This window comes from Veillonella montpellierensis (assembly GCF_947090115.1).
Lineage (GTDB): Bacteria > Bacillota > Negativicutes > Veillonellales > Veillonellaceae > Veillonella > Veillonella montpellierensis.
On the sequence record NZ_CAMUMS010000004.1, the window covers coordinates 1 to 20,785 of the forward strand.

Here is a 20,785-nt window from a genome sequence, read left to right on the forward strand (position 1 = left end):
TTCTTTACCTTGCGGTCCCTCTTTACCTTGTGGACCCGCTGGGCCTGTCGGTCCTACTTCACCTTTTTCACCTGTATCGCCTTTAGGTCCCGCTGGGCCTACTGGTCCTGCTATCCCTTGATCTCCTTTAGGTCCTGTTGCTCCAGTTGGTCCCTGCGGTCCGGTTGGGCCTACATCTCCTTTAGGTCCCACTGGGCCTTCTTTACCTTGCGGTCCCTCTTTACCTTGTGGACCCGCTGGGCCTGTCGGTCCTACTTCGCCTTTTTCACCTGTATCGCCTTTAGGTCCCGCTGGGCCTACTGGTCCTGCTATCCCTTGATCTCCTTTAGGTCCTGCTGGTCCTTCTTTACCTTGTGGACCTATTGGACCTATTGGTCCTGCTTCACCTTTTTCACCTTTCAAGCTATCCAAAAATTGTTTTTCGGTCTTATCTTTATTTGGTTGTACACCTTCATCATTTGTCTGATCTCTCCAAATTTCATAAGCGGACTTACCATTAGCACCACCTTTACCGCCCTTAAAGGCAGGGTCGTTTTTCAAACTTTCCTTATCAAGCGTAACGAGCGTGTATTTCTTTCCCTCTTTGTCGGTTACCTGTTCCGCTTTCAAGCCGTTGCCAAAGTCCATATGAAATTCATTAAGTGGCATGCTCCAATTGGTACCGCCTGGAGTATACACGTTATTCTTATCCTTGACACCACCAAAATAGAAATTCATTGGCACGTTAGCAAGTGCTTTCAGTTGTGCCACATTCACCGCATCAGTGTCTGCCGCGCCACCTGCTACATTAACGATGCGACGATAGGAATCTGGAACAGTTTCCTCAGTCACAACTTCTTCAGGGTGCTTGCTCTGACCAGCTAATTTCCATTCTTTAGTCCATTTCTTATAGCCTGTACGACCTACGGATACGACGCCATTCTCAGCAGTGAATTTATCTTTATCACCAGTTAGATAGGCATCCGTTTTGATATCATCTAATTTTCCTACAAATGAGTCTGACCCAAGAGCGATGGAATTAGCCGCAGTAACCCTACTATGGTGTCCCAAGGCAATCGAGTTTTTACCCGTTGCTTCCACGATGGAAAATCCGCCCATAGCCACCGCTCCGTTTCCTTCTGCCTCAGCGCGCAACCCTAATGCCAAGGATCGTTCTTCCTTAGCCTTAGCGCCATAGCCTAAAGCAGCGCCATATTTCTGTAAGGCTTGTGCATTTTCACCAACAGCCACGGCTCCATCGCCGACAGCACCATCATTGATCTGATTTTCTTGCGTTGTATATCCCCATTCGTCTGATCCTTTATAAGGACGAGTGCTTTTACTAATCTCCTTCGGAATCACTTCATTTACTGAGAAGTAGCGAGTCGTACTCGCTTTCAGCTGTGCCACATTCACCGCATCCGTATCTTCCGTGCCTGCTGCAACGCCTGTAATCTGCCGTGTTTCTAATTTTCTATCTCCATTAGTGTCTACACCTACGCTAACAGCCCCTTTCGTAGATTTCCATACGGGTTCCATAGATTGTATGTTCCGTTCGATTTTCTCTTTGTTCTTTAGCACCTCAGCCATTCTCGCTTGTGCGTTCTCAGCCCTTTTTTTAAATTTCGTTCTCTTTCCTTCATCCGTTGCCTGTTCAGACTGTTTCATGGCCTCTTCATATTTCTCGGCATACTCGTTATATTTTCTATCTTGTTTTGTCAGTTCATTCGTATAATAGTCATAATCATCTCCCATAGCTTTATATCCGTCTGCTATGGTTTTCTTTTTATCCAAAGATATATATCCCTGTAAGCCTGCTTCTCTATCGGCTACAGAACCAATTCCTAGCGCCACTCCACCAGCAGCGGTAACGCTCGCATCATTATCGATAATAAACCCTTTCTGACCCATCCGTGCGGTCAAGTCGCTAACAATGTCCGCCTTAATTTCGTCTTTTTCTTCCGGTGTCAACGCCTGTGCATGCATCACTCCTGTTGTCAAGAGTGTAGCCATTACCAACATAGAAAGTAGGCTAGTTCCTCCACATGATGTGTTTTTCCCCTGCCCTTTTGCTAGTTCGGAAACGACAATCCAACAATTCCGCACCTTACTCCAAATCACCTTATAAATTTTATTCATAATAATAACTCCAATCCGCAATTCATAGAACTATTAACGCGTTCAATTAAGTTCCTATTTCTATTCACTTTAAATTTAGTCATAATGTATATTATAACTTAGTTTAGATAAATTTCATAGTCCACACACATCATTTTTTCTTATAACAAGAATTATCATACTACTAGTATTGTTCACCTCACCCCCCCCACTAACATTTACGCCATTTAATATTGCTCAACCAATCAATATATATCTAGCATCTTGTTCTAATTATGAATTTGTCCCATTACAGCATTCTATGACCCGATTCAAAAATTAACAATTATATTTTATGAAAAATGATAAAAAATATCAGAAAAATTTTTTCTAATTTCTACATGTTAGCATTCTTAATCAATATATCTTAACTAGGAAATAATCATTATCATAGTTTATACATCTCATTAGATTTCTATCATAATAACTAACAACTATGTAAAAATCTACACATCGAACTATGCATGACGTAACCTACAATACCCATCATTGTATATAAAAATTCTTCATACCCCATTGGCATCAAACGAATCAATACCTTTCACTGGCACCATTAAGCTATGATACGTTCATCTTATCGAACAGACGATGGAACGTCCACACGCATCGAACGAAGTAGATACTTATACTTTACTTTCACTATCGCCGAACAAGCGTCATCATTCCTATCATAGGTACACCTACAAAAAGAGCTGTAAGAGTCAAACATAATTTGTATCTTCTTACAGCTCTTTTGTAGATGTATATATAAAACAACTATCGGTCCTGATCGGCCACTTTATCCATACGAAGTTTAAAAGTATTCGTCATTTCCTTTGGTTGTGTTATATCTGAATGATGAGGATGTGCTTTCTTGCTTTCACCGTCACCAGATGCATTAGGGGATACACCTTGTCCCATCATGGCACTCGCCATTTGGCGCATCATATCCATAGATGGTTTCCCCTTAGACGTATCCATACCCATGGCCGCTGCCATTTCTTTCATCATAGCGATCATATCCGTAGATGGTTTTTCCCCATTCTTAGCACGATTCATCATAGCCATCATAGATTCCATCATACCTTCAGATGAGTGACTTTCACCATGAGGCATGGCGGTCTTGGTATCATTCATCATGGCCAAGCATTCTACCGCCGCTTGTTCTAAATTGTCATGCCAGAAATTGCCCGCTGTGGTAAATCGTACCACTCGTCCATTATTGGTAATGAGGCCTTTTCGTTCCCATTCTGTTAGCACAGGGGCTAATGCATCTAGCATAGATATATTCCATTTCTTTTGAAAGAATGCATCATAAATATAGCCTTCTGCCAATTGTTCCTTCAAATCATCGCTCATTTGACTGTCATGACCGCCATCCATCATCATGGCAATCGGTTTCATGCCTGCATCGATGGCTGCATTATAGCCATTTAGATTACGCTGATGCATCATGGTAACTCCATCGAGTGCTCCACCAGCACTGGAGCCAAAGCTAAGCATGTCAAGGCGTCTTTTTGCTAGCGTATTATACAACCCTCGTTCACGCCGCGTCCGTGCCCAATGCGATGCATCGAACATATTGATATCTGGATAGTCACTTTGAATTAATTCTACCGTCCGCGCATATAGTGTGGCTTGTTCCTTAGTAGTCATACACGCTGGCAATGTGCCTTTATCGATTAATTTCGCTAAATCGCTACCCGGGAATACATTTAATTGATACATGTCGCCTCCATGAAGACCCATGTCAAATTGAATTTCCAAATCTCGTTTCCATGTATCCCATGTTTGATATGGCAATCCAAACATCAAATCGATGACCACGGTCGCTGCATCATAGTTCAACAAGCGTTCCAACGTCCGTCGCACCGTGTCTTCATCATCAATGCGGCCAACGGCTTGACGAATAGTTGTGTCAAAGGATTGCACCCCAATAGAAAAACGATTGATGCCCGCTTCTAGTACCGTTTCAATTTTTTCCACGGTCATATCGTGAATACGACTTTCCAACGTAATTTCACAATCATTCGCTAACGGAAAGTATGTTTTCAACGCTTTCACCAACCGTGCTATATCGTCAGCCGCTAGCGTAGATGGTGTGCCACCGCCAAAATAAACGGCATTGATTGTCCCCGTAGTGGCACGACGATAGGACGCGGTCATTTCCATTTCTTTCAATACGCGCTCTGTATAGTCATGGAGCATTGTCTGTTTCGACGCATTTTGAAAGAATCCGCAATAGGAACATTTCGTTTCACAAAATGGTACATGAATATATAATGACCGTTCTTGTACTGGTGCTTCTAAGGACATCAGTTCTTGCCACTTTTTTTGTTGTTCCTCTGGGTTCATAATCGGCATGCCTGCCACGCCTGCATGCACGACTCTTTTATAATCGAAGGCTTCTTGCAATCCATTGGTTGTTTCATTGCCCACGATCCAACGACGTTGCTCTTCTGGCATTGTCGTCAATATATGTTGTAAATCTTTCATAGGTACCTCTACATTACTATTAAAATTATCTATTCCATTACCCTAGTATCTATGTTGTTACATACGGATAAGTCCATTGCTCTTGTACAGCCTACTACAGTGACGCATTCTGTTATTAGTGTCGTATTCTGCTAGTATAGTAACTGATTCTGCTACTATCAAGTCAATGACTATTCACAGAAACAGCTACCATAGTGCCCCATCATCCTCGATAACAACAGTATTATATCGCTTATAACATAGCGCTATGCCTTACCATGATAATCACATGCCTAACATCTTCGTAGTCTTACAAGCTATAGTACACGGTAACAGTTGCCACTTGGCTTTGTCCAGTTGTATTAATACTAGAGCCAGCGGACCAAGCTTTTTTAACCGCATCACGCCCTAAAATAGGATTGGATTCACTAATCACTTGTACGTCTGCAACACTTCCATCGGCACTGAAAGTAATACTCAAGGTAACTTCCCCAGAAATATTACGTTGCAATGCTTGCACAGGATAGGCATCTTGTGCATTTTCTTGTAGCGTCGCATTATATCCACTCGGGTCGAATGTACCGCCATCACTAGTGCCTTCGCCAGTGCCAGATCCATATCCATCACCAGCGCCAGACCCTTCATTGCTACCGTTTCCATAACCTGTACCAACGCCTTCGCCTACGCCAGTGCCTGGTGCGCCTACTAAGCCATCACTACCAGCCCCACCAATAGGTGAACCTTTCACTTGGGAAATATCTCCATGGCTACCAGCTGCATCAACCGTCTTGGTATTGCTAGCTTTCATAGTATGGCTTGTACCGGCTTGTCCCCCATGTCCAGAACCGCCACCCTTTTGTCCAGCACTCCCAATCGCGCCCGATTCAGCACGCGCTTGTTCTTGTTCCTCTAGGGTATGGACTTTTTCTACCACTTGTTGTGCCTCTTGGGCATTCATAAAGTTAACTTTTAATTCCTTATTCATAGCGGGATTGACAACGGCACTAAAAAAGTACCCCGCAGTCCCCATCAACAAGGTGCTAATGATTGTAGCGTATACAAAGGCCCGTTCATAGGTGATACCTGGCTGTCGACTCTTCCATAATTGTCCTAAGTTCATATCATCACCGCCTATTTATTAACTGTAGCAATGCTGATATTAGTAACACCAGATACTTTCATTTGATCCATTAATTCTACAACGGTTCCATAGTTAACATCTTTGTCTGCACGGATTAAGAAATTTTTATTTTTATCTTTTGCAATTTCTACCTTAGCCTGTTGTAATACTTCCTCTCGTGTCACCACTTCATTTCCCATCATCAATTGCCCCGACTTTTCCAAATCGATCAATACAGGTCGAAGCTCCGCTGTTTGCTGTGTTTTTGTAACGGGCAAACTAATATTGAGCGATTGTTGAGGAATCGTATAAATAGTACTAATCATGAAGAACACGAGTAAAAAAAAGATGATATCAATCATAGGGATAATCATCAAGGTAGGCTTAGACTGATTTTGTGTGCTATACCGTTTCATATTAATTACCTCGATCAAATAAATCCAAGGAACGACCAAATGCATCTTCTAAGACGGTCAACAAAATGCGCGCTTTATGAGAAAAATAGGAATGCACTGCCAATGCAATAATTGCCACGCATAAACCAGTAGCAGTTGCTACCAGAGCTTCCCCTACGCCACCAGTAATGGCAGTTGGTGTGCCTGCATCAGTACCGAACACTCTGAATGCTCCAATCATGCCTGTTACAGTCCCCAACAAGCCTAAAAGTGGTGCCATCGTAACAATAGTACTCAACCAATCTAAGCCTCGATTCATGCGAGTGTTCACCGACGCTAAAGTATCTTCCATACGCGATTGCAACACATTTCGGTTAATCGCTTTACCTAATACGCTAACTAAATCATAGGAAATATGATAGGTTGGTAAGTGCTGCAACTTAGTCAAAAAATCTTCCCACGAATGACATTCTTTCAACGTCGTATGTACGGATACAATTTCTTTCTTAATTTGTTTATAATAACTAATCCGTTCGATTAGAATCATAATTGCAATAATTAATGCCAACATTAGTGGCCACATTACAATGCCACCCTGTAAAAATAAACGCCACGCTTCAGCCATTGAATTTAGCTCCTCTCATTATATGCTTACCGATTTTACACACTGCACTTACCTAAGTGACTACTACCTATTGGCAACATTGCTACCTACCATATAAATTACTTATACACTACATACCATATGAATCACTTATATACTACATACCATATAAATTACTTATATACTACATATCATATGAATTACGTATATACTGCCTCTATCATACGTTGTGCTACTATTCACAATACCAGCAGCACTCTATCATTTCCCCTGTAACATTCCTAACCCATTCATACTATACACACTACAGACTATGAAAGCCCGATACATCAACTATCACTTCTATCTATACAGCAAATGGTGTTTCATGCGTTTCTATGTGATGTTCTCTATATGTGATGCTCTCTATATATGACGACTTCTGTCTATCAGAACATCATTAGTCCTTCATGATGTTCTATCGCAAACATACGGGCCACTTTCACACATACTACAAACTATGAAACCGATACATTAACTATCACATACGCCATAGGTAGCTTAGAAATTTCAACCGACTTTCAGTAGCTAAATTCTTCTTGTTAACTACCGTATAGTTCTGTACAGGACTTTCACTTGCTCTTAATGCGTCATACAGTATGCGTGAACCATCCAAGCACGTTATTATAAATGCGACCCTGTATTGTTATTTATGAAAGGCCGCTCTAGCCGCTATCATAGCTGCTTGTAAGTCTTCTTCATTGGGATGACTTTCCGCATCGGCCCACAATTGTTGATTTTCTTCTGTAGCCGCATGAGAATTTGTCAACGGCATTTTCTTAAACATTTCAATAATTTTAGGATCAATCTTGCCCTGGCAAATAAAAGAACCTACTACTTGGCAATCAGCTGGTACACAACCAGCAGCCGCCACTTTAGAATGTTCTCCATGAGGACTTAACGGATTCGCCCCTAATGTACCAAACACAAATACTTCTTTTTCATGTAAAGTGGCCATAAAATCTCGTGTACTCGCATCAGCCGTACCACGGTCAACCCAATACCCTACACAAATTTTATTGTATGCACTTACATCAGGTGCCTCTTTAACATCAAATATGGCTGTCGTATCAAGTGCTTTTGCTACCGCCTCTGCGACTAATTTAGTATTTCCAGTCAATGTGGAATACACTACAGCAATTTCGTTCATAAAACCTCCTATAATCCATCCTCTACGTCATGATGATCCTGTTTATCGATGGTACATATATGTATCTACTATAAACTATTCGTAATCGCATGACATAGAGTCGTTATGTGCAATAACGATATCTTTTATCATTTATGAAGTTATTGTACTATCAAAATTAAATTATTTCAAGAGAGAATATCACTATTTTTCCTATATTATCACCGATTACAGATATCCTTTCTATTCTCATTTACCGATATTTTACACTATATAAAATAAGTTATTTTATCGTTTTTATCAATTTTATTATCATTTATATTGTATTTCAATCCATTTGTGTATAGTTGCACTAATAGGTCACTCCATTTGTGTCTACTAAAATATCATATCCTTATTAACTATAATTCTCATTTTATTTCATTTTCAGTAACAAAACAGCATATATATGACAGTAACAGAGCTATGAATTTACACGAAATGAATAATGTTCTATAAGTTATAATACTGACTTACACGGTACTATCATTTAATTGCACTGCTATATATACTGCTACTCATATAATGCTTCTCACACTACTTATATGACACAGATACCTATAGATCCTATTACATCAACAAAATATACCTAGCGCATATCATGTTACGATGTGTGTACACAAAATTTGTACTTTCCCTATTCTATTAAAACAACCATATCTACGATTCGATAAACAGGCCTAAAACGAATCTATAGGCCATTACCATTAGCTGTTCTATAGCAACTATCTACTAACTTAAAACGATCTATAAATCATTAAATTCTTAATCCATCAACTTCATATATAGAAACTTTCTACTATCTTAAAACAATCTATGCGTCCTCAACCCCTTAGTTCTAGCATCTTCATATATCGCACCTATCCGCTAGACAAAACCTATAATCATCAAATGCTTACTTCTAGTATCTTCATATATAACAACTATCCGCTATCTTAAAAGAATCTATGGGGCATTACACTTACAATTCTAATAAACACTGGCTGATATATACTATAGATCGAACTATCTCTACTATATCATGTAATATGTATAACAGCTTCTTTTACCCCATATAGTACTATGTGTAATTGTAGGTTGTAAGTGAGATAAAACGTGTAAAGATATATTGTTTTCAATGTTCTCATGGCCTAAAAGGATGCAAAAAAATAGAGGAAAGCTGATAATTTGATCAACTTTCCTCTATGTGATTGTGGGAATATAGTCTGTTATAAACCCTACGTGATTCTATGTTATTGATTATACTAATTCAATAATCGCACATGGTGCAGCATCGCCTTTACGAAGACCAGTTTTGATTACACGAGTGTAACCACCTTGACGATCAACGTATTTTGGTGCTACTGTGTCAAATAATTTTTTTACCACATCTTCGTCCATGATGTACGCAAGCACTTGACGACGAGCGTGTAAATCGCCACGTTTAGCCAAAGTAACCATTTGATCAGCTAATTTGCGAAGTTCTTTCGCTTTAGCTTCTGTAGTTTCAATGCGTTCATGTTGGAATAAAGAAGTTAGCATACCGCGGAATAAAGCTTTACGAGCAGAGCTATCACGGCCTAATTTTCTATACATTCGTTCTCCTCCTTATTCGCCTTTATGTTTTAATGCAAAGCCACCTGGATGATTTTGCAATTTTTCAACAATTTCATCAATAGATTTTTTGCCTAGATTGCGGACTTTACCTAAATCATCAATTGTTTTATCCAATAAATCTGCAATTGTATTAATACCAGCACGTTTTAAGCAGTTGTAAGCTCGAACAGATAATTCCAAGTCATCAATGGAAATCTTAGCTGGGCCATCATCTTCTTGTTCTGGTTCATCAGTAGGTGTTTCAATGACACCTGTATATTCATCCCCAACTGCTAGTGTATCTACAGAGTTCGCCAATCTAGTGAAGTTATTTAAATAGCCAATCATAATTGCTGCCGATTTAGCTACTGCATCAGCCGCAGTGATAGAACCATCAGTCCAAACTTCCAATGTCAATTTGTCGAAGTCCATTTCATTGCCGACACGAACATCACTAACTTCATATTTTGCGCGAAGAATAGGAGAGAAGATTGAATCAATTGGAATACATCCAATCATGTCGTCTTCTTTTTTATTCTTCGTAGATGGAACATAGCCTTTACCACGTTCAATGCATACGTCCATCACAAGATGAGCAGTCTCATCCATAGTAGCAATCACAAGTTCTGGATTTAAAATTTCAATGTCTGATGGAAATTGTTGTGACAAATCACCAGCAGTTAACACACCATCTTTTTTAAAGTCAATATGAACGTCCAATGGTAACTCTACATTATCATCCAATTTAAAACATAATTGTTTTAAATTAAGAATCATGTCTGTTACATCTTCTCTGATACCAGGGATAGTGGAAAATTCATGAAGAACACCATCAATTTTAATGGATGTAATTGCCGCTCCATCCAAGGATGAAAGCAATATACGACGTAAGCTGTTACCGAGAGTGATACCGTATCCACGGTCTAGTGGTTCGCATACGAATTTACCGTAACGTCCACCATCGCCAATATCAACTTTCTCGATTTTAAGTTTCTTTTCTTCGCTCATCAGGAAAATCCTCCTATAAAACACGCCTCATACATATATATCACGACAGACTACCAACCGTAGTCGCCATTCTATAAATTATACGCGACGACGTTTTGGAGGACGACAACCATTATGAGGAATTGGAGTCACGTCTTTGATTGAATTTACTTCAAGGCCAGCTGCTTGAAGAGCACGGATAGCCGCTTCACGACCAGAACCAGGGCCTTTTACAAACACTTCTACAGTGCGTAAACCGTGTTCCATAGCTGCTTTAGCTGCTTGTTCAGCTGCCATTTGTGCTGCAAATGGAGTGCTTTTACGAGAGCCACGGAATCCTAGGCCACCAGCAGATGCCCAAGAAAGGGCATTACCATTTACATCAGTCAATGTTACGATTGTGTTATTGAATGTGGAGCGAATATGTGCCGCCCCTGCTTCAATATGTTTCTTTTCTTTTCTTCTAGATCTTACAACTTTTTTAGCCACGCTTTATCCCTCCTTTATATTATTTTTTCTTACCAGCAATTGCTTTTCTAGGACCTTTGCGAGTACGTGCATTCGTTTTAGTTCTTTGTCCACGACAAGGTAATCCCATACGATGACGTTTTCCGCGATAGGAGTTGATTTCAATTAAGCGTTTAATGTTAAGGGCTTCTTCACGACGAAGGTCACCTTCCACTTTGTAATCTGTGTCTAACAATTCACGAATTTTAGCAACTTCTTCTTCTGTAAGATCGCGTACACGAGTATCTGGATTAATACCCGTTTTAGCAAGAACTTCACTAGCTAATGTTGGTCCAATACCGTAAATATAAGTTAAACCAATTTCAATACGTTTGTCACGTGGTAAATCTACACCGGCTATACGTGCCATCTATCCATACACCTCCTGTCTTATCCTTGTTTTTGTTTATGTTTAGGGTTTTCGCAAATAACCATTACACGGCCTTTACGTTTAATAATTTTACATTTTTCGCAAATCTTTTTAACTGATGGTTGAACCTTCATTAGTACCTCCTTTGTGGAATCCTACGCTTATTTAAAACGATAGGTGATGCGACCACGATTTAAGTCGTATGGTGTCAGTTCCATAGTAACTTTATCACCGGGAAGAATACGAATAAAATTCATACGCATTTTACCTGACACATGAGCCAACACGATATGACCATTTTCCAATTCAACTTGGAACATAGCATTCGGCAAAGCTTCAACAACCGTACCTTCCACTTCAATAACGTCTTCTTTTGACATATCTTATCCTCCGGTTGCCTGATTATTTAATTAACCTTGGCTCAGAGCGCATGGTTAAAATCTCAGGGCCGTTTTCAGTAACAACTACCGTATGCTCAAAATGTGCGGCTGGCTTGCCGTCAAGTGTAACTGTTGTCCAGTCATCACCTAACACACGAACTTTATATGTGCCCATAGTAATCATAGGCTCAATACAAATAACCATACCAGGTTTTAGTAATGGTCCATGCCCTGCCATTCCATAGTTAGGAATTTGGGGATCTTCATGCATATCGCGTCCAATACCGTGACCTACAAAATCACGAACAACGCCATAGCCATATTTTTCAGCATACGTCTGAACAGCATGGGAAATATCTCCGATTCTATTCCCTACAACAACTTGTTCAATACCTTTAAACAAACTTTCTTCTGTAACTTTCAATAGTTTATGCACATCTGGTTTTACATGACCAATCGGAATTGTCACACAAGAATCGCCATGATATCCATCTACACACGATACTAAATCAATCGAAATAATATCTCCATGTTTTAGCTTTTGTTTCGCACTCGGAATACCATGAACTACTACATCGTTAACAGAGGCACAGATTGTTGCAGGATACCCATAATACCCTTTACAGCTTGGTGTACCACCATGGCTACGGATATATTCTTCAGCTAATGTGTCTAATTCAAGGGTTGTTACACCTGGTTTAGCAGCTTCAATTAACACTTCTAGTGTTTTAGCTGTTAATGCTGAAGCACGGCGGATACATTCAATTTCAGTTGGCGATTTCAAAATAATCATCTTATTTCTCCAACGCTTTCACAATATCATGATATACCGCATCCATATCTTGTAAGCCATTGATTTCAACATACAAGCCACTGTTGCGATAGTAGTCAATTAGTGGTTTTGTGGATTCTTCATATACAGTAAGACGTTTCTGTACTGTTTCAGGTTTATCATCATCACGATTTTCAAGACGTGCTCGTTCACTAATGCGTTTCACTAATTCATCAGAAGGAACATTCAAGTTCACCACTGCAGTAAGACTGATGCCAATATCTTTTAAAATAGCATCCAATGCTACTGCTTGTGCAGTAGTGCGTGGGAACCCATCAAGAATAAATCCTGCCTTGCAATCATCTTTACTCAACCGTTCACGAACGATACCAACTGTTACACTATCTGGCACCAATTGACCAGCATCCATATATTTTTTTGCCTCAATGCCTAATGGAGTTTGTTCTTTTACCGCAGCACGGAACATATCTCCCGTAGAAATTTGAGGAATGTTATATTGTTTCACTAAGCGGACTGCCTGAGTACCTTTGCCAGCACCCGGAGGTCCCATTAATAAAATATGCATGAGATATTTCCTCCTATTTTACAAAACCTTTATAATGGCGTGTTACCAATAAGGATTCAATTTGTTGCATCGTATCAATAGCAACGCCTACAACAATCAATAAAGCAGTACCACCAAAATATACGCCTTGCACGCCTGTAATACCTCCTAAGAAGTTAGGCAAGATAGCAACAAATGCTAAAAAGATAGCACCCGCTAAAGTGATTTTGGTCATAACATTATCCACATAATCAGCAGTAGGTTTCCCCGCACGAATACCTGGGATAAAACCACCATATTTTTTCATATTATCTGCCATTTCAGGAATATTGATCGAAATCGCTGTGTAGAAATATGTGAAGAAGAAAATCAAAATCGCATATGCCACAGTGTTCGGAATCGTTCCCCATGTGAACCAATTAGCCACCGTTTTGACATAGTCATTTTGAATGAACTGTGCCAAGGTAACAGGGAACATCAATACAGAAGAAGCGAAGATAATAGGAATAACTCCTGCCTGATTTACTTTTAACGGCAAGAATGTAGAATGGCCACCATACATTTTACGTCCCACTACGCGTTTAGCGTATTGGATAGGAATACGACGTTGGCCTTGTGTTGCTGCTACAACCAATGCGATCATAACAACAGCAATCAATGCAAACAAGAATGCTTGGAATACATTGATTGTACCAGTTTGTATATACTGGTAAATAGTAGATATGCCTTCTGGCAAACGAGCCACGATACCAGCAAAGATGATTAAAGAAATCCCATTGCCTACACCATGTGCTGTAATTTGTTCACCAACCCACATCAATAAGCAAGTACCAGCTGTGAGGATGATTGTAATAAATACAACATCAAGCATACTATTATTAATTAACGCCTGATTGGCACGTAGTGCATAGCTCATGCCAAAGGCTTGGATGAAAGCTAGCAATACTGTACCATAGCGAGTTACTTTTTGAATTTTTTTACGACCATCATTGCCATCTTTACTCCATTGTTCAAACGTAGGTACTACGGCTTGTAGTAACTGCATGATAATGGACGCATTGATGTATGGTGTAATACTCATTGCAAAAATTGAAAATTTACTTAATGCACCACCGGCAAATAAATCTAGTAAGCCGAATAGGCTTCCAGAAGTAAATAAACTTTCGATAACTGAACTATCTACGCCGGGAACAGGAATATGAATACCTGCTCTAAAAACAATAAACATGAGTAGTGTATACGCTAGTTTATTGCGAAGTTCAGTTATTTTAAAGATGTTCGAGAGGCCTTGTAGCACCCTAGATCACCTCAACTTTGCCACCAGCTGCTGTAATTTTTTCTTCAGCGGATTTTGTAAAACCGTTAGCGATAACAGTAAGATTTTTAGCTGTCAATTCTCCGTTACCTAAAATACGGATACCATCGCGTACATTTTTCAAAATACCAGCTTCGATCAATGCAACTGGATCTACAGTAGCACCATCTTCAAAGCGGTTCAACTGAGATACATTAACTTCAGCATATGTATTAGCAAAGATATTTTTAAAACCACGTTTTGGTAAACGACGATAAAGAGGCATTTGGCCACCTTCAAAGCCAGAGCGAACGCCGCCACCAGAACGAGAATTTTGACCTTTCTGGCCACGGCCAGCAGTTTTACCCAAACCAGAACCTAAGCCACGACCACGACGAGTACGTGCTTTAGTAGAACCAGCTGCAGGAGTTAATTCATGAAGTTTCATTCAGTGCACCTCCTTATCCTATTAAATTTCTTCTACAGTTACTAAATGTCTAACTTTGTGAAGCATACCTTGGATTTGAGGTGTAACTTCTTTAACTACTTGAGAGTTAGTTTTTTTCAAGCCTAATGCTTTAACTGTCGCGCGTTGATCTTCAGGGCGACCAATTAAGCTTCGAGTCAATGTTACTTTAACTTGTGCCATATCTAGTCTCCTTATTACGCGTTATAAATTTCTTCAACAGTTTTACCACGAAGCGCTGCTACGTCGGCTACAGATTTACCTTGGCATAAACCTTCAATAGTTGCACGAACCATATTATTAGGGTTAGAAGAGCCTAAGGATTTTGTAAGGATATTACGAACACCTACTAATTCCAATACCGCACGTACAGGGCCACCAGCGATAACGCCAGTACCTTCTGCAGCTGGTTTCAAGAATACGCGACCTGCGCCAAATGTACCAGTTACAGTGTAAGGAATTGTACCGTTTTTAATAACAACGTATTTTAAGTTTTTCTTAGCATCATCAATGCCTTTGCGAATTGCTTCAGGAACTTCCGCAGCTTTACCTAAACCAACGCCAACGTGTCCATTGCCATCACCGACAACTACCAAGGCGCTGAAGGAGAAACGACGGCCGCCTTTTACAACTTTGGCTACGCGGTTGATGAAAACAACTCTTTCTTTAAGATCAAGAGTAGTGTAATCTATTCTCGCCATGTCTAAATTTCCTCCTAATTAGAATTTCAAGCCTGCTTCACGAGCACCTTCTGCAAGGGCTGCTACACGACCATGATAAATATAACCGCCACGGTCAAATACAACGGAATCGATACCTTTAGCCATAGCTTTTTCAGCAATAGCTTTACCAACAACTTTAGCTGCTGCTACGTTACCACCGTAAGTTAATTTTAATTCTTTATCTAAAGAGCTAGCGGCAACCAATGTGTTACCTGCTACGTCATCGATAACTTGCGCATAAATGTTGCTCAAAGAACGATATACGTTTAAACGTGGACGTGTTGCCGTACCAGAAATGTGACGGCGAAGACGAAGATGACGTTTAGCTCGAGCGATGTTTCTGCTAGATTTACGAGGCAATTTGTTCACTCCTTTCTAATTTCCAAATGATATTACTTACCTTTAGCGCCAGCTTTACCTGCTTTACGACGAACATATTCGCCTTCATAGCGGATACCTTTGCCTTTATAAGGTTCTGGTTTTCTCCATTTACGAATATCAGCTGCTATAGCGCCAACAACTTCTTTATCAGCACCAGACACAACGATTTTGTTAGGAGCCGGTACATCGATTGTAATACCAGCTGGGGCTTCCATTTCAACTGGGTGAGAGAAGCCAAGAGTAAGCACTAGTTTAGTGCCTTGTTTTGCCGCTCTGTAACCAACACCGTTAATTTCCAAAGATTTGCTAAAGCCTTCACTTACGCCTGTTACCATATTAGCAACAAGAGCACGAGTCAATCCGTGTAAGGAACGATGATCTTTGTGTTCGGTTGGACGAGACACTTTGATTTCATTGCCTTCTACAGCAACGACCATATCTGGATGCAAGTTACGAGTTAATTCGCCTTTAGGGCCTTTTACAGTGATTACATGGTTATCATATGCAACTGTAACGCCCGCAGGGATCTCGATAGGCATTCTACCGATACGTGACATTATTTCTACCTCCTATTGCTACTGATTACCAAACGTATGCGATTACTTCGCCACCAAGGCCTTCTTTACGAGCTTTTTTATCGCTCATAACACCTTTCGATGTAGAAATAACAGCGATACCCAAACCACCAAGTACACGAGGAAGTTCTTCCTTTTTCGCATAAACACGTAAACCTGGTTTGGAAATACGTTTAATTCCAGTAATTACACGTTCCTTATTGGAACCATATTTTAAAGTTACTTTTAAATTGTTTTCAACTACTTCTACGCTCTTAACAAAGCCTTCTTCTAAAAGGATGTCAAGAACCGCTGCTTTCATTTTAGAAGCTGGAATATCCACAGTTTCATGAAAAGCAGAGTTTGCATTACGAATGCGCGTTAGCATATCCGCGATTGGATCGGTCATTACCATAGTCTAAAAACCTCCTCCCGTTTCTAATATATTACCAGCTGGCTTTTTTTACACCAGGAATTTGTCCTTTGTACGCTAATTCACGGAATGCGATACGGCTAATACCGAATTTACGCATGTAGCCATGAGGACGTCCAGTTAAGTTGCAACGATTGTGCAAACGTGTTGGAGATGCATTAGCAGGTAATTGAGATAATGCTTCATAATCTCCAGCTGCTTTTAATGCTTCACGTTTAGCTGCATATTTAGCAACGATTCTAGCGCGTTTCTTTTCGCGTTCAACCATAGACTTTTTAGCCATCTATTATTCCTCCTAATTATTTCTCAAACGGCATACCGAATTGAGTTAACAATTCGCGAGCTTCTTCATCAGTGTTAGCTGTGGTTACCACAATGATATCCATACCAGTTACACGTTCTACCTGATCATATTCAATTTCAGGGAAGATAAGCTGTTCTTTTAAACCTAATGCATAGTTGCCACGGCCATCAAAAGCTGTTGCGCTGACACCACGGAAGTCACGTACACGAGGTAATGCCGCATTGATCAATTTATCAAGGAATTCATACATGCGTTCGCCACGAAGAGTAACTTTAGTACCTAATGCCATACCTTCACGAACTTTAAAGTTGGCAATAGATTTTTTAGCTCTTGTTACAACAGGTTTTTGACCAGCAATAATTGTTAGGTCAGTAACAGCTGCATCTAATGCTTTGGAGTTACCTACTGCATCGCCAACGCCGATGTTAATTACGATTTTTTCCAATTTTGGAATTTCCATTACGTTGCCGTAATTGAATTTTTCTTGCATAGACTTCTTAATTTCAGAAGTGTATTTTTCGCTTAAACGAGACATTATTTAAGAACCTCCTTTCCCTATTATTTTAATTCTGCACCAGATTTCACTGTGGCACGTACATAAGAACCGTCAGCTTGTTTTACTTTTTTGATACGGCTTGCTGTTTTAGTTTCTGGGTCAAGAATCATGACATTAGAAACATGAATACCAGCTTCTTTTGTTATAATACCACCTTGTGGATTGGCTTGCGATGGTTTTGTATGACGTTTAACAACGTTAACGCCTTCTACAAATACGCGTTCTTTTTTAGGTTCAGTTGCTGTAACTTTACCTTGTTTGCCTTTATCTTTACCGGAGATAACTACAACTGTATCACCAGTTTTGATTTGAAGTTTTTTCAATGACATCAGTGTATTCCTCCCGATTATAATACTTCTGGAGCTAAGGAGATAATTTTCATGAAGTCTTTTTCACGAAGTTCTCTAGCTACAGGGCCAAAGATACGAGTGCCACGAGGGCTTTTATCGTCTTTAATTACTACTGCTGCGTTTTCGTCAAAACGAATATAGGAACCATCTGCACGACGGATACCTTTTTTAGAACGAACAATAACGGCTTTAACCACATCGCCTTTCTTGACAACGCCACCGGGTGATGCATCTTTTACAGAAGCAACGATTACGTCACCAATATTGCCGAATTTGCGGTAAGAACCGCCCATAACTTGGATGCACATGATTTTCTTTGCACCAGTGTTGTCGGCAACATTCAAAATTGTTTGTTGCTGGATCATCGTCTATATCCTCCTTACATCACTTTATTATTTTTGTCTTTCAATAATTTCTACAACTCTCCAACATTTATCTTTTGATAATGGACGAGTTTCTACAATTTTAACTGTATCGCCTACTTGGCACTCATTCTTTTCATCATGAGCTTTAAAACGTTTATTAGTTACCAATGGCTTGTTATATAATGCGTGAGGTACTTTACGTTCTACAACAACTACTACAGTTTTATCCATTTTGTTGCTTACAACTTTACCAACACGGACTTTGCGTACGCTTCTTTCTTCTGCCACGACTTTAAGCCTCCTTTTCAATCCTATTAACAATGGTTGTTATTATGCGTTTTGAGATTTAAGTTCTGCTTCACGTTGTACTGTTTTAATACGAGCGATAGTTTTCTTAACTTCACGAATTCGCATAGGATTTTCTAATTGACCTGTTGCAAGCTGAAAACGGAGGTTAAACAACTCTTCTTTAAGACCAACTACTTTTTGGTCCATTTCGGCAGCGCTCATATTGCGAATGTCATTAACCTTCATTTACGTCACCACCCAATTCTTTACCCTTAACAACGAACTTACATTTAATTGGAAGTTTGTGGCTTGCAAGACGCATAGCTTCACGAGCAACTTCTTCAGAAACGCCGTCCATTTCGAACATAACGCGACCAGGTTTAACTACTGCTACCCAATATTCTGGCGAACCTTTACCGGAACCCATACGAGTACCAGCTGGTTTCATACTAACTGGTTTATCTGGGAAAATTTTAATCCAAACTTGACCGCCACGTTTAATATAACGAGTCATAGCAATACGGGCAGCTTCAATTTGACGGTTAGTAATCCAAGATGGCTCTAATGCCACCAAACCGAATTCACCATGAGATACAGTGTTGCCACGCATCGCACGGCCTTTCATACGCCCACGGAATTGTTTACGATGTTTCACACGTTTTGGAATAAGCATTAGTTGTCACCTTCTTCCTTTTTATGGTTATTGTTCACTTTTGCATTAGGCAAAACTTCACCTTTATAAATCCAAACTTTGATACCGATGCAACCATATGTTGTATGTGCTTCAGCAGTACCATAATCGATATCAGCACGCAATGTGTGCAAAGGAATACTACCTTCACGGTAAGATTCGCTACGCGCAATTTCAGCACCGCCTAAACGACCAGATACCATAATTTTAATACCTTTTGCACCTAAGCGCATTGTACGACTAACAGCTTGTTTCATGGCACGACGGAAACCAATACGGCGTTCCAATTGGCCAGCAATGTTTTCTGCTACTAATACAGAATCCATATCAGCTTGTTTAATTTCAGCAATATTTACGTCTACTTGTTTATCGGTAAAACGAGTCATTGCTTTTTTAATATCTTCGATACCTGCACCACCACGGCCGATTACCATGCCTGGTTTTGCTGTATGAATAGTTAATTTAATACGTTTATTTGTACGCTCAATTTCAATGCGGGAAATACCAGCAATGAAAAGTGTTTCTTTCAAGAAGTTGCGAATTTTTACGTCTTCATGAAGGTTTGCTGCGTAATCTTTACCAGCATACCATTTTGCGTCCCAATCTTTTACGATACCGACACGCAAACCATGTGGATTAACTTTTTGACCCACTCTGTTTCCCTCCTTCTGCTTAAGCTCTTTCTTTTACAACAACTGTAACGTGGCTAGAACGTTTCAAGATTTTGAAAGCTTGTCCACGAGAACGAGGATGAATACGTTTCAATGTCGGACCTTGATCAACAAAGATCTCGGATACGTAAAGATTATCAACGTTCATATCAAAATTGTGTTCTGCATTAGCGATAGCAGAACGCATAACTTTCTCAACTACATCGGCGCCAACTTTCGGAGTGAACTTCAAGATGGCAAATGCTTCGCCGATATTTTTGCCACGAACCAAATCTGCAACAATGCGGATTTTACGAGGCGCAATGCGAATATGTCTAGCGATTGCTTTTGCTTCCATTATTTATTTCCTCCTATTATCTTTTGCCTGTGGTTTTTTCATCCTTACCGTGACCTCTATAGGTACGTGTAGGAGCGAATTCACCTAATTTGTGACCTACCATATCTTCTGTAATAAATACAGGAACGTGTTTGCGACCATCATGAACAGCAATTGTATGGCCTACAAAACTAGGGATAATAGTAGAGGCACGGGACCAGGTTTTTACAACTTTCTTTTCGTTTGTTTCGTTTAAAGCATCAACTTTCTTTAACAGACTTGCTGCAACGAAAGGGCCTTTTTTTATAGATCTGGACACTGT

Annotated in this window: 31 protein-coding genes; all 31 read right to left on the reverse strand. The window is 39.9% G+C overall.

What is annotated here, in order from left to right; all coding sequences use genetic code 11:
* Positions 1-2,118: ESPR-type extended signal peptide-containing protein (locus tag P6940_RS02705; RefSeq protein ID WP_277293129.1), on the reverse strand; the 2,118-nt coding region annotated here is incomplete at its 3' end.
* Between the two features lie 774 nt (positions 2,119-2,892).
* Positions 2,893-4,611, reverse strand: a complete 1,719-nt coding sequence (gene hutW / locus P6940_RS02710; RefSeq protein ID WP_277293130.1) for a heme anaerobic degradation radical SAM methyltransferase ChuW/HutW — start codon at positions 4,609-4,611, stop codon at positions 2,893-2,895.
* Between the two features lie 289 nt (positions 4,612-4,900).
* Positions 4,901-5,710, reverse strand: a complete 810-nt coding sequence (locus tag P6940_RS02715; RefSeq protein WP_277293131.1) for a TonB family protein — start codon at positions 5,708-5,710, stop codon at positions 4,901-4,903.
* Between the two features lie 11 nt (positions 5,711-5,721).
* Entirely contained in the window at positions 5,722-6,126 is a 405-nt protein-coding gene (locus tag P6940_RS02720) for an ExbD/TolR family protein (protein WP_277288644.1), read from the reverse strand.
* 1 nt (position 6,127) lies between these two features.
* Positions 6,128-6,730, reverse strand: a complete 603-nt coding sequence (locus P6940_RS02725) for a MotA/TolQ/ExbB proton channel family protein (RefSeq protein ID WP_277293132.1) — start codon at positions 6,728-6,730, stop codon at positions 6,128-6,130.
* Positions 6,731-7,394: 664 nt separating this feature from the next.
* Positions 7,395-7,898: a flavodoxin family protein gene (locus P6940_RS02730; protein WP_277293133.1), complete on the reverse strand. Its 504-nt coding sequence runs from the start codon at positions 7,896-7,898 to the stop codon at positions 7,395-7,397.
* Positions 7,899-9,155: 1,257 nt separating this feature from the next.
* Entirely contained in the window at positions 9,156-9,491 is a 336-nt protein-coding gene (gene rplQ, locus P6940_RS02735; RefSeq protein WP_028257994.1) for a 50S ribosomal protein L17, read from the reverse strand.
* Between the two features lie 12 nt (positions 9,492-9,503).
* Positions 9,504-10,499, reverse strand: a complete 996-nt coding sequence (locus P6940_RS02740; RefSeq protein ID WP_028257995.1) for a DNA-directed RNA polymerase subunit alpha — start codon at positions 10,497-10,499, stop codon at positions 9,504-9,506.
* A gap of 78 nt (positions 10,500-10,577) precedes the next feature.
* A complete protein-coding gene (gene rpsK / locus P6940_RS02745) occupies positions 10,578-10,967 on the reverse strand; it encodes a 30S ribosomal protein S11 (RefSeq protein ID WP_028257996.1) in 390 nt (129 codons plus the stop codon).
* A 19-nt stretch (positions 10,968-10,986) separates the two neighbouring features.
* The gene (gene rpsM / locus P6940_RS02750; protein WP_028257997.1) at positions 10,987-11,355 is read right to left on the reverse strand and encodes a 30S ribosomal protein S13; all 369 of its coding nucleotides are present in this window, start codon (positions 11,353-11,355) and stop codon (positions 10,987-10,989) included.
* Between the two features lie 20 nt (positions 11,356-11,375).
* Entirely contained in the window at positions 11,376-11,489 is a 114-nt protein-coding gene (gene rpmJ / locus P6940_RS02755) for a 50S ribosomal protein L36 (protein WP_004695148.1), read from the reverse strand.
* A 27-nt stretch (positions 11,490-11,516) separates the two neighbouring features.
* Entirely contained in the window at positions 11,517-11,735 is a 219-nt protein-coding gene (infA, locus tag P6940_RS02760; RefSeq protein ID WP_004695147.1) for a translation initiation factor IF-1, read from the reverse strand.
* Positions 11,736-11,757: 22 nt separating this feature from the next.
* Positions 11,758-12,528 (reverse strand): type I methionyl aminopeptidase, encoded by a 771-nt coding sequence (map, locus tag P6940_RS02765; RefSeq protein WP_277288430.1) that lies wholly within the window; start codon positions 12,526-12,528, stop codon positions 11,758-11,760.
* Position 12,529: 1 nt separating this feature from the next.
* On the reverse strand, positions 12,530-13,093 hold the full coding sequence (locus P6940_RS02770; protein ID WP_277288429.1) for an adenylate kinase: 564 nt from the start codon (positions 13,091-13,093) through the stop codon (positions 12,530-12,532).
* A 13-nt stretch (positions 13,094-13,106) separates the two neighbouring features.
* The gene (gene secY, locus P6940_RS02775) at positions 13,107-14,369 is read right to left on the reverse strand and encodes a preprotein translocase subunit SecY (RefSeq protein ID WP_277293134.1); all 1,263 of its coding nucleotides are present in this window, start codon (positions 14,367-14,369) and stop codon (positions 13,107-13,109) included.
* 1 nt (position 14,370) lies between these two features.
* Complete coding sequence (gene rplO / locus P6940_RS02780) at positions 14,371-14,814, reverse strand: 50S ribosomal protein L15 (RefSeq protein ID WP_028258001.1); 444 nt, start codon at positions 14,812-14,814, stop codon at positions 14,371-14,373.
* Between the two features lie 21 nt (positions 14,815-14,835).
* Positions 14,836-15,015, reverse strand: a complete 180-nt coding sequence (rpmD, locus tag P6940_RS02785; RefSeq protein ID WP_028258002.1) for a 50S ribosomal protein L30 — start codon at positions 15,013-15,015, stop codon at positions 14,836-14,838.
* A gap of 14 nt (positions 15,016-15,029) precedes the next feature.
* Positions 15,030-15,533, reverse strand: coding sequence for a 30S ribosomal protein S5 (rpsE, locus tag P6940_RS02790; protein WP_028258003.1), 504 nt, complete (start codon positions 15,531-15,533; stop codon positions 15,030-15,032).
* Positions 15,534-15,551: 18 nt separating this feature from the next.
* Positions 15,552-15,914 carry a 50S ribosomal protein L18 gene (gene rplR / locus P6940_RS02795; RefSeq protein ID WP_277293135.1) on the reverse strand — a complete coding sequence of 121 codons (363 nt, stop codon included), beginning with the start codon at positions 15,912-15,914 and terminating at the stop codon, positions 15,552-15,554.
* Positions 15,915-15,946: 32 nt separating this feature from the next.
* Positions 15,947-16,492, reverse strand: coding sequence for a 50S ribosomal protein L6 (rplF, locus tag P6940_RS02800; RefSeq protein ID WP_028258005.1), 546 nt, complete (start codon positions 16,490-16,492; stop codon positions 15,947-15,949).
* A 25-nt stretch (positions 16,493-16,517) separates the two neighbouring features.
* Entirely contained in the window at positions 16,518-16,904 is a 387-nt protein-coding gene (gene rpsH, locus P6940_RS02805; RefSeq protein ID WP_277293136.1) for a 30S ribosomal protein S8, read from the reverse strand.
* Between the two features lie 31 nt (positions 16,905-16,935).
* Positions 16,936-17,205 carry a 30S ribosomal protein S14 gene (gene rpsN, locus P6940_RS02810; protein WP_028258007.1) on the reverse strand — a complete coding sequence of 90 codons (270 nt, stop codon included), beginning with the start codon at positions 17,203-17,205 and terminating at the stop codon, positions 16,936-16,938.
* Between the two features lie 16 nt (positions 17,206-17,221).
* On the reverse strand, positions 17,222-17,764 hold the full coding sequence (gene rplE, locus P6940_RS02815) for a 50S ribosomal protein L5 (RefSeq protein WP_244869387.1): 543 nt from the start codon (positions 17,762-17,764) through the stop codon (positions 17,222-17,224).
* 20 nt (positions 17,765-17,784) lie between these two features.
* Positions 17,785-18,111: a 50S ribosomal protein L24 gene (rplX, locus tag P6940_RS02820; protein ID WP_169712404.1), complete on the reverse strand. Its 327-nt coding sequence runs from the start codon at positions 18,109-18,111 to the stop codon at positions 17,785-17,787.
* Positions 18,112-18,128: 17 nt separating this feature from the next.
* The gene (rplN, locus tag P6940_RS02825; protein ID WP_028258010.1) at positions 18,129-18,497 is read right to left on the reverse strand and encodes a 50S ribosomal protein L14; all 369 of its coding nucleotides are present in this window, start codon (positions 18,495-18,497) and stop codon (positions 18,129-18,131) included.
* A gap of 27 nt (positions 18,498-18,524) precedes the next feature.
* Positions 18,525-18,785 carry a 30S ribosomal protein S17 gene (gene rpsQ, locus P6940_RS02830; protein ID WP_028258011.1) on the reverse strand — a complete coding sequence of 87 codons (261 nt, stop codon included), beginning with the start codon at positions 18,783-18,785 and terminating at the stop codon, positions 18,525-18,527.
* Positions 18,786-18,827: 42 nt separating this feature from the next.
* Positions 18,828-19,031, reverse strand: coding sequence for a 50S ribosomal protein L29 (gene rpmC / locus P6940_RS02835; RefSeq protein WP_028258012.1), 204 nt, complete (start codon positions 19,029-19,031; stop codon positions 18,828-18,830).
* A complete protein-coding gene (gene rplP / locus P6940_RS02840; RefSeq protein ID WP_028258013.1) occupies positions 19,021-19,458 on the reverse strand; it encodes a 50S ribosomal protein L16 in 438 nt (145 codons plus the stop codon). Before rplP ends, rpmC begins: the two co-directional genes overlap by 11 nt.
* A complete protein-coding gene (gene rpsC / locus P6940_RS02845) occupies positions 19,458-20,129 on the reverse strand; it encodes a 30S ribosomal protein S3 (protein WP_028258014.1) in 672 nt (223 codons plus the stop codon). The genes rplP and rpsC overlap by 1 nt, the downstream gene beginning before the upstream one ends.
* Before the next feature lie 19 nt (positions 20,130-20,148).
* Positions 20,149-20,484: a 50S ribosomal protein L22 gene (gene rplV, locus P6940_RS02850; RefSeq protein WP_028258015.1), complete on the reverse strand. Its 336-nt coding sequence runs from the start codon at positions 20,482-20,484 to the stop codon at positions 20,149-20,151.
* 16 nt (positions 20,485-20,500) lie between these two features.
* Positions 20,501-20,782, reverse strand: a complete 282-nt coding sequence (rpsS, locus tag P6940_RS02855; protein WP_277293137.1) for a 30S ribosomal protein S19 — start codon at positions 20,780-20,782, stop codon at positions 20,501-20,503.
* Positions 20,783-20,785: the final 3 nt, after the last annotated feature.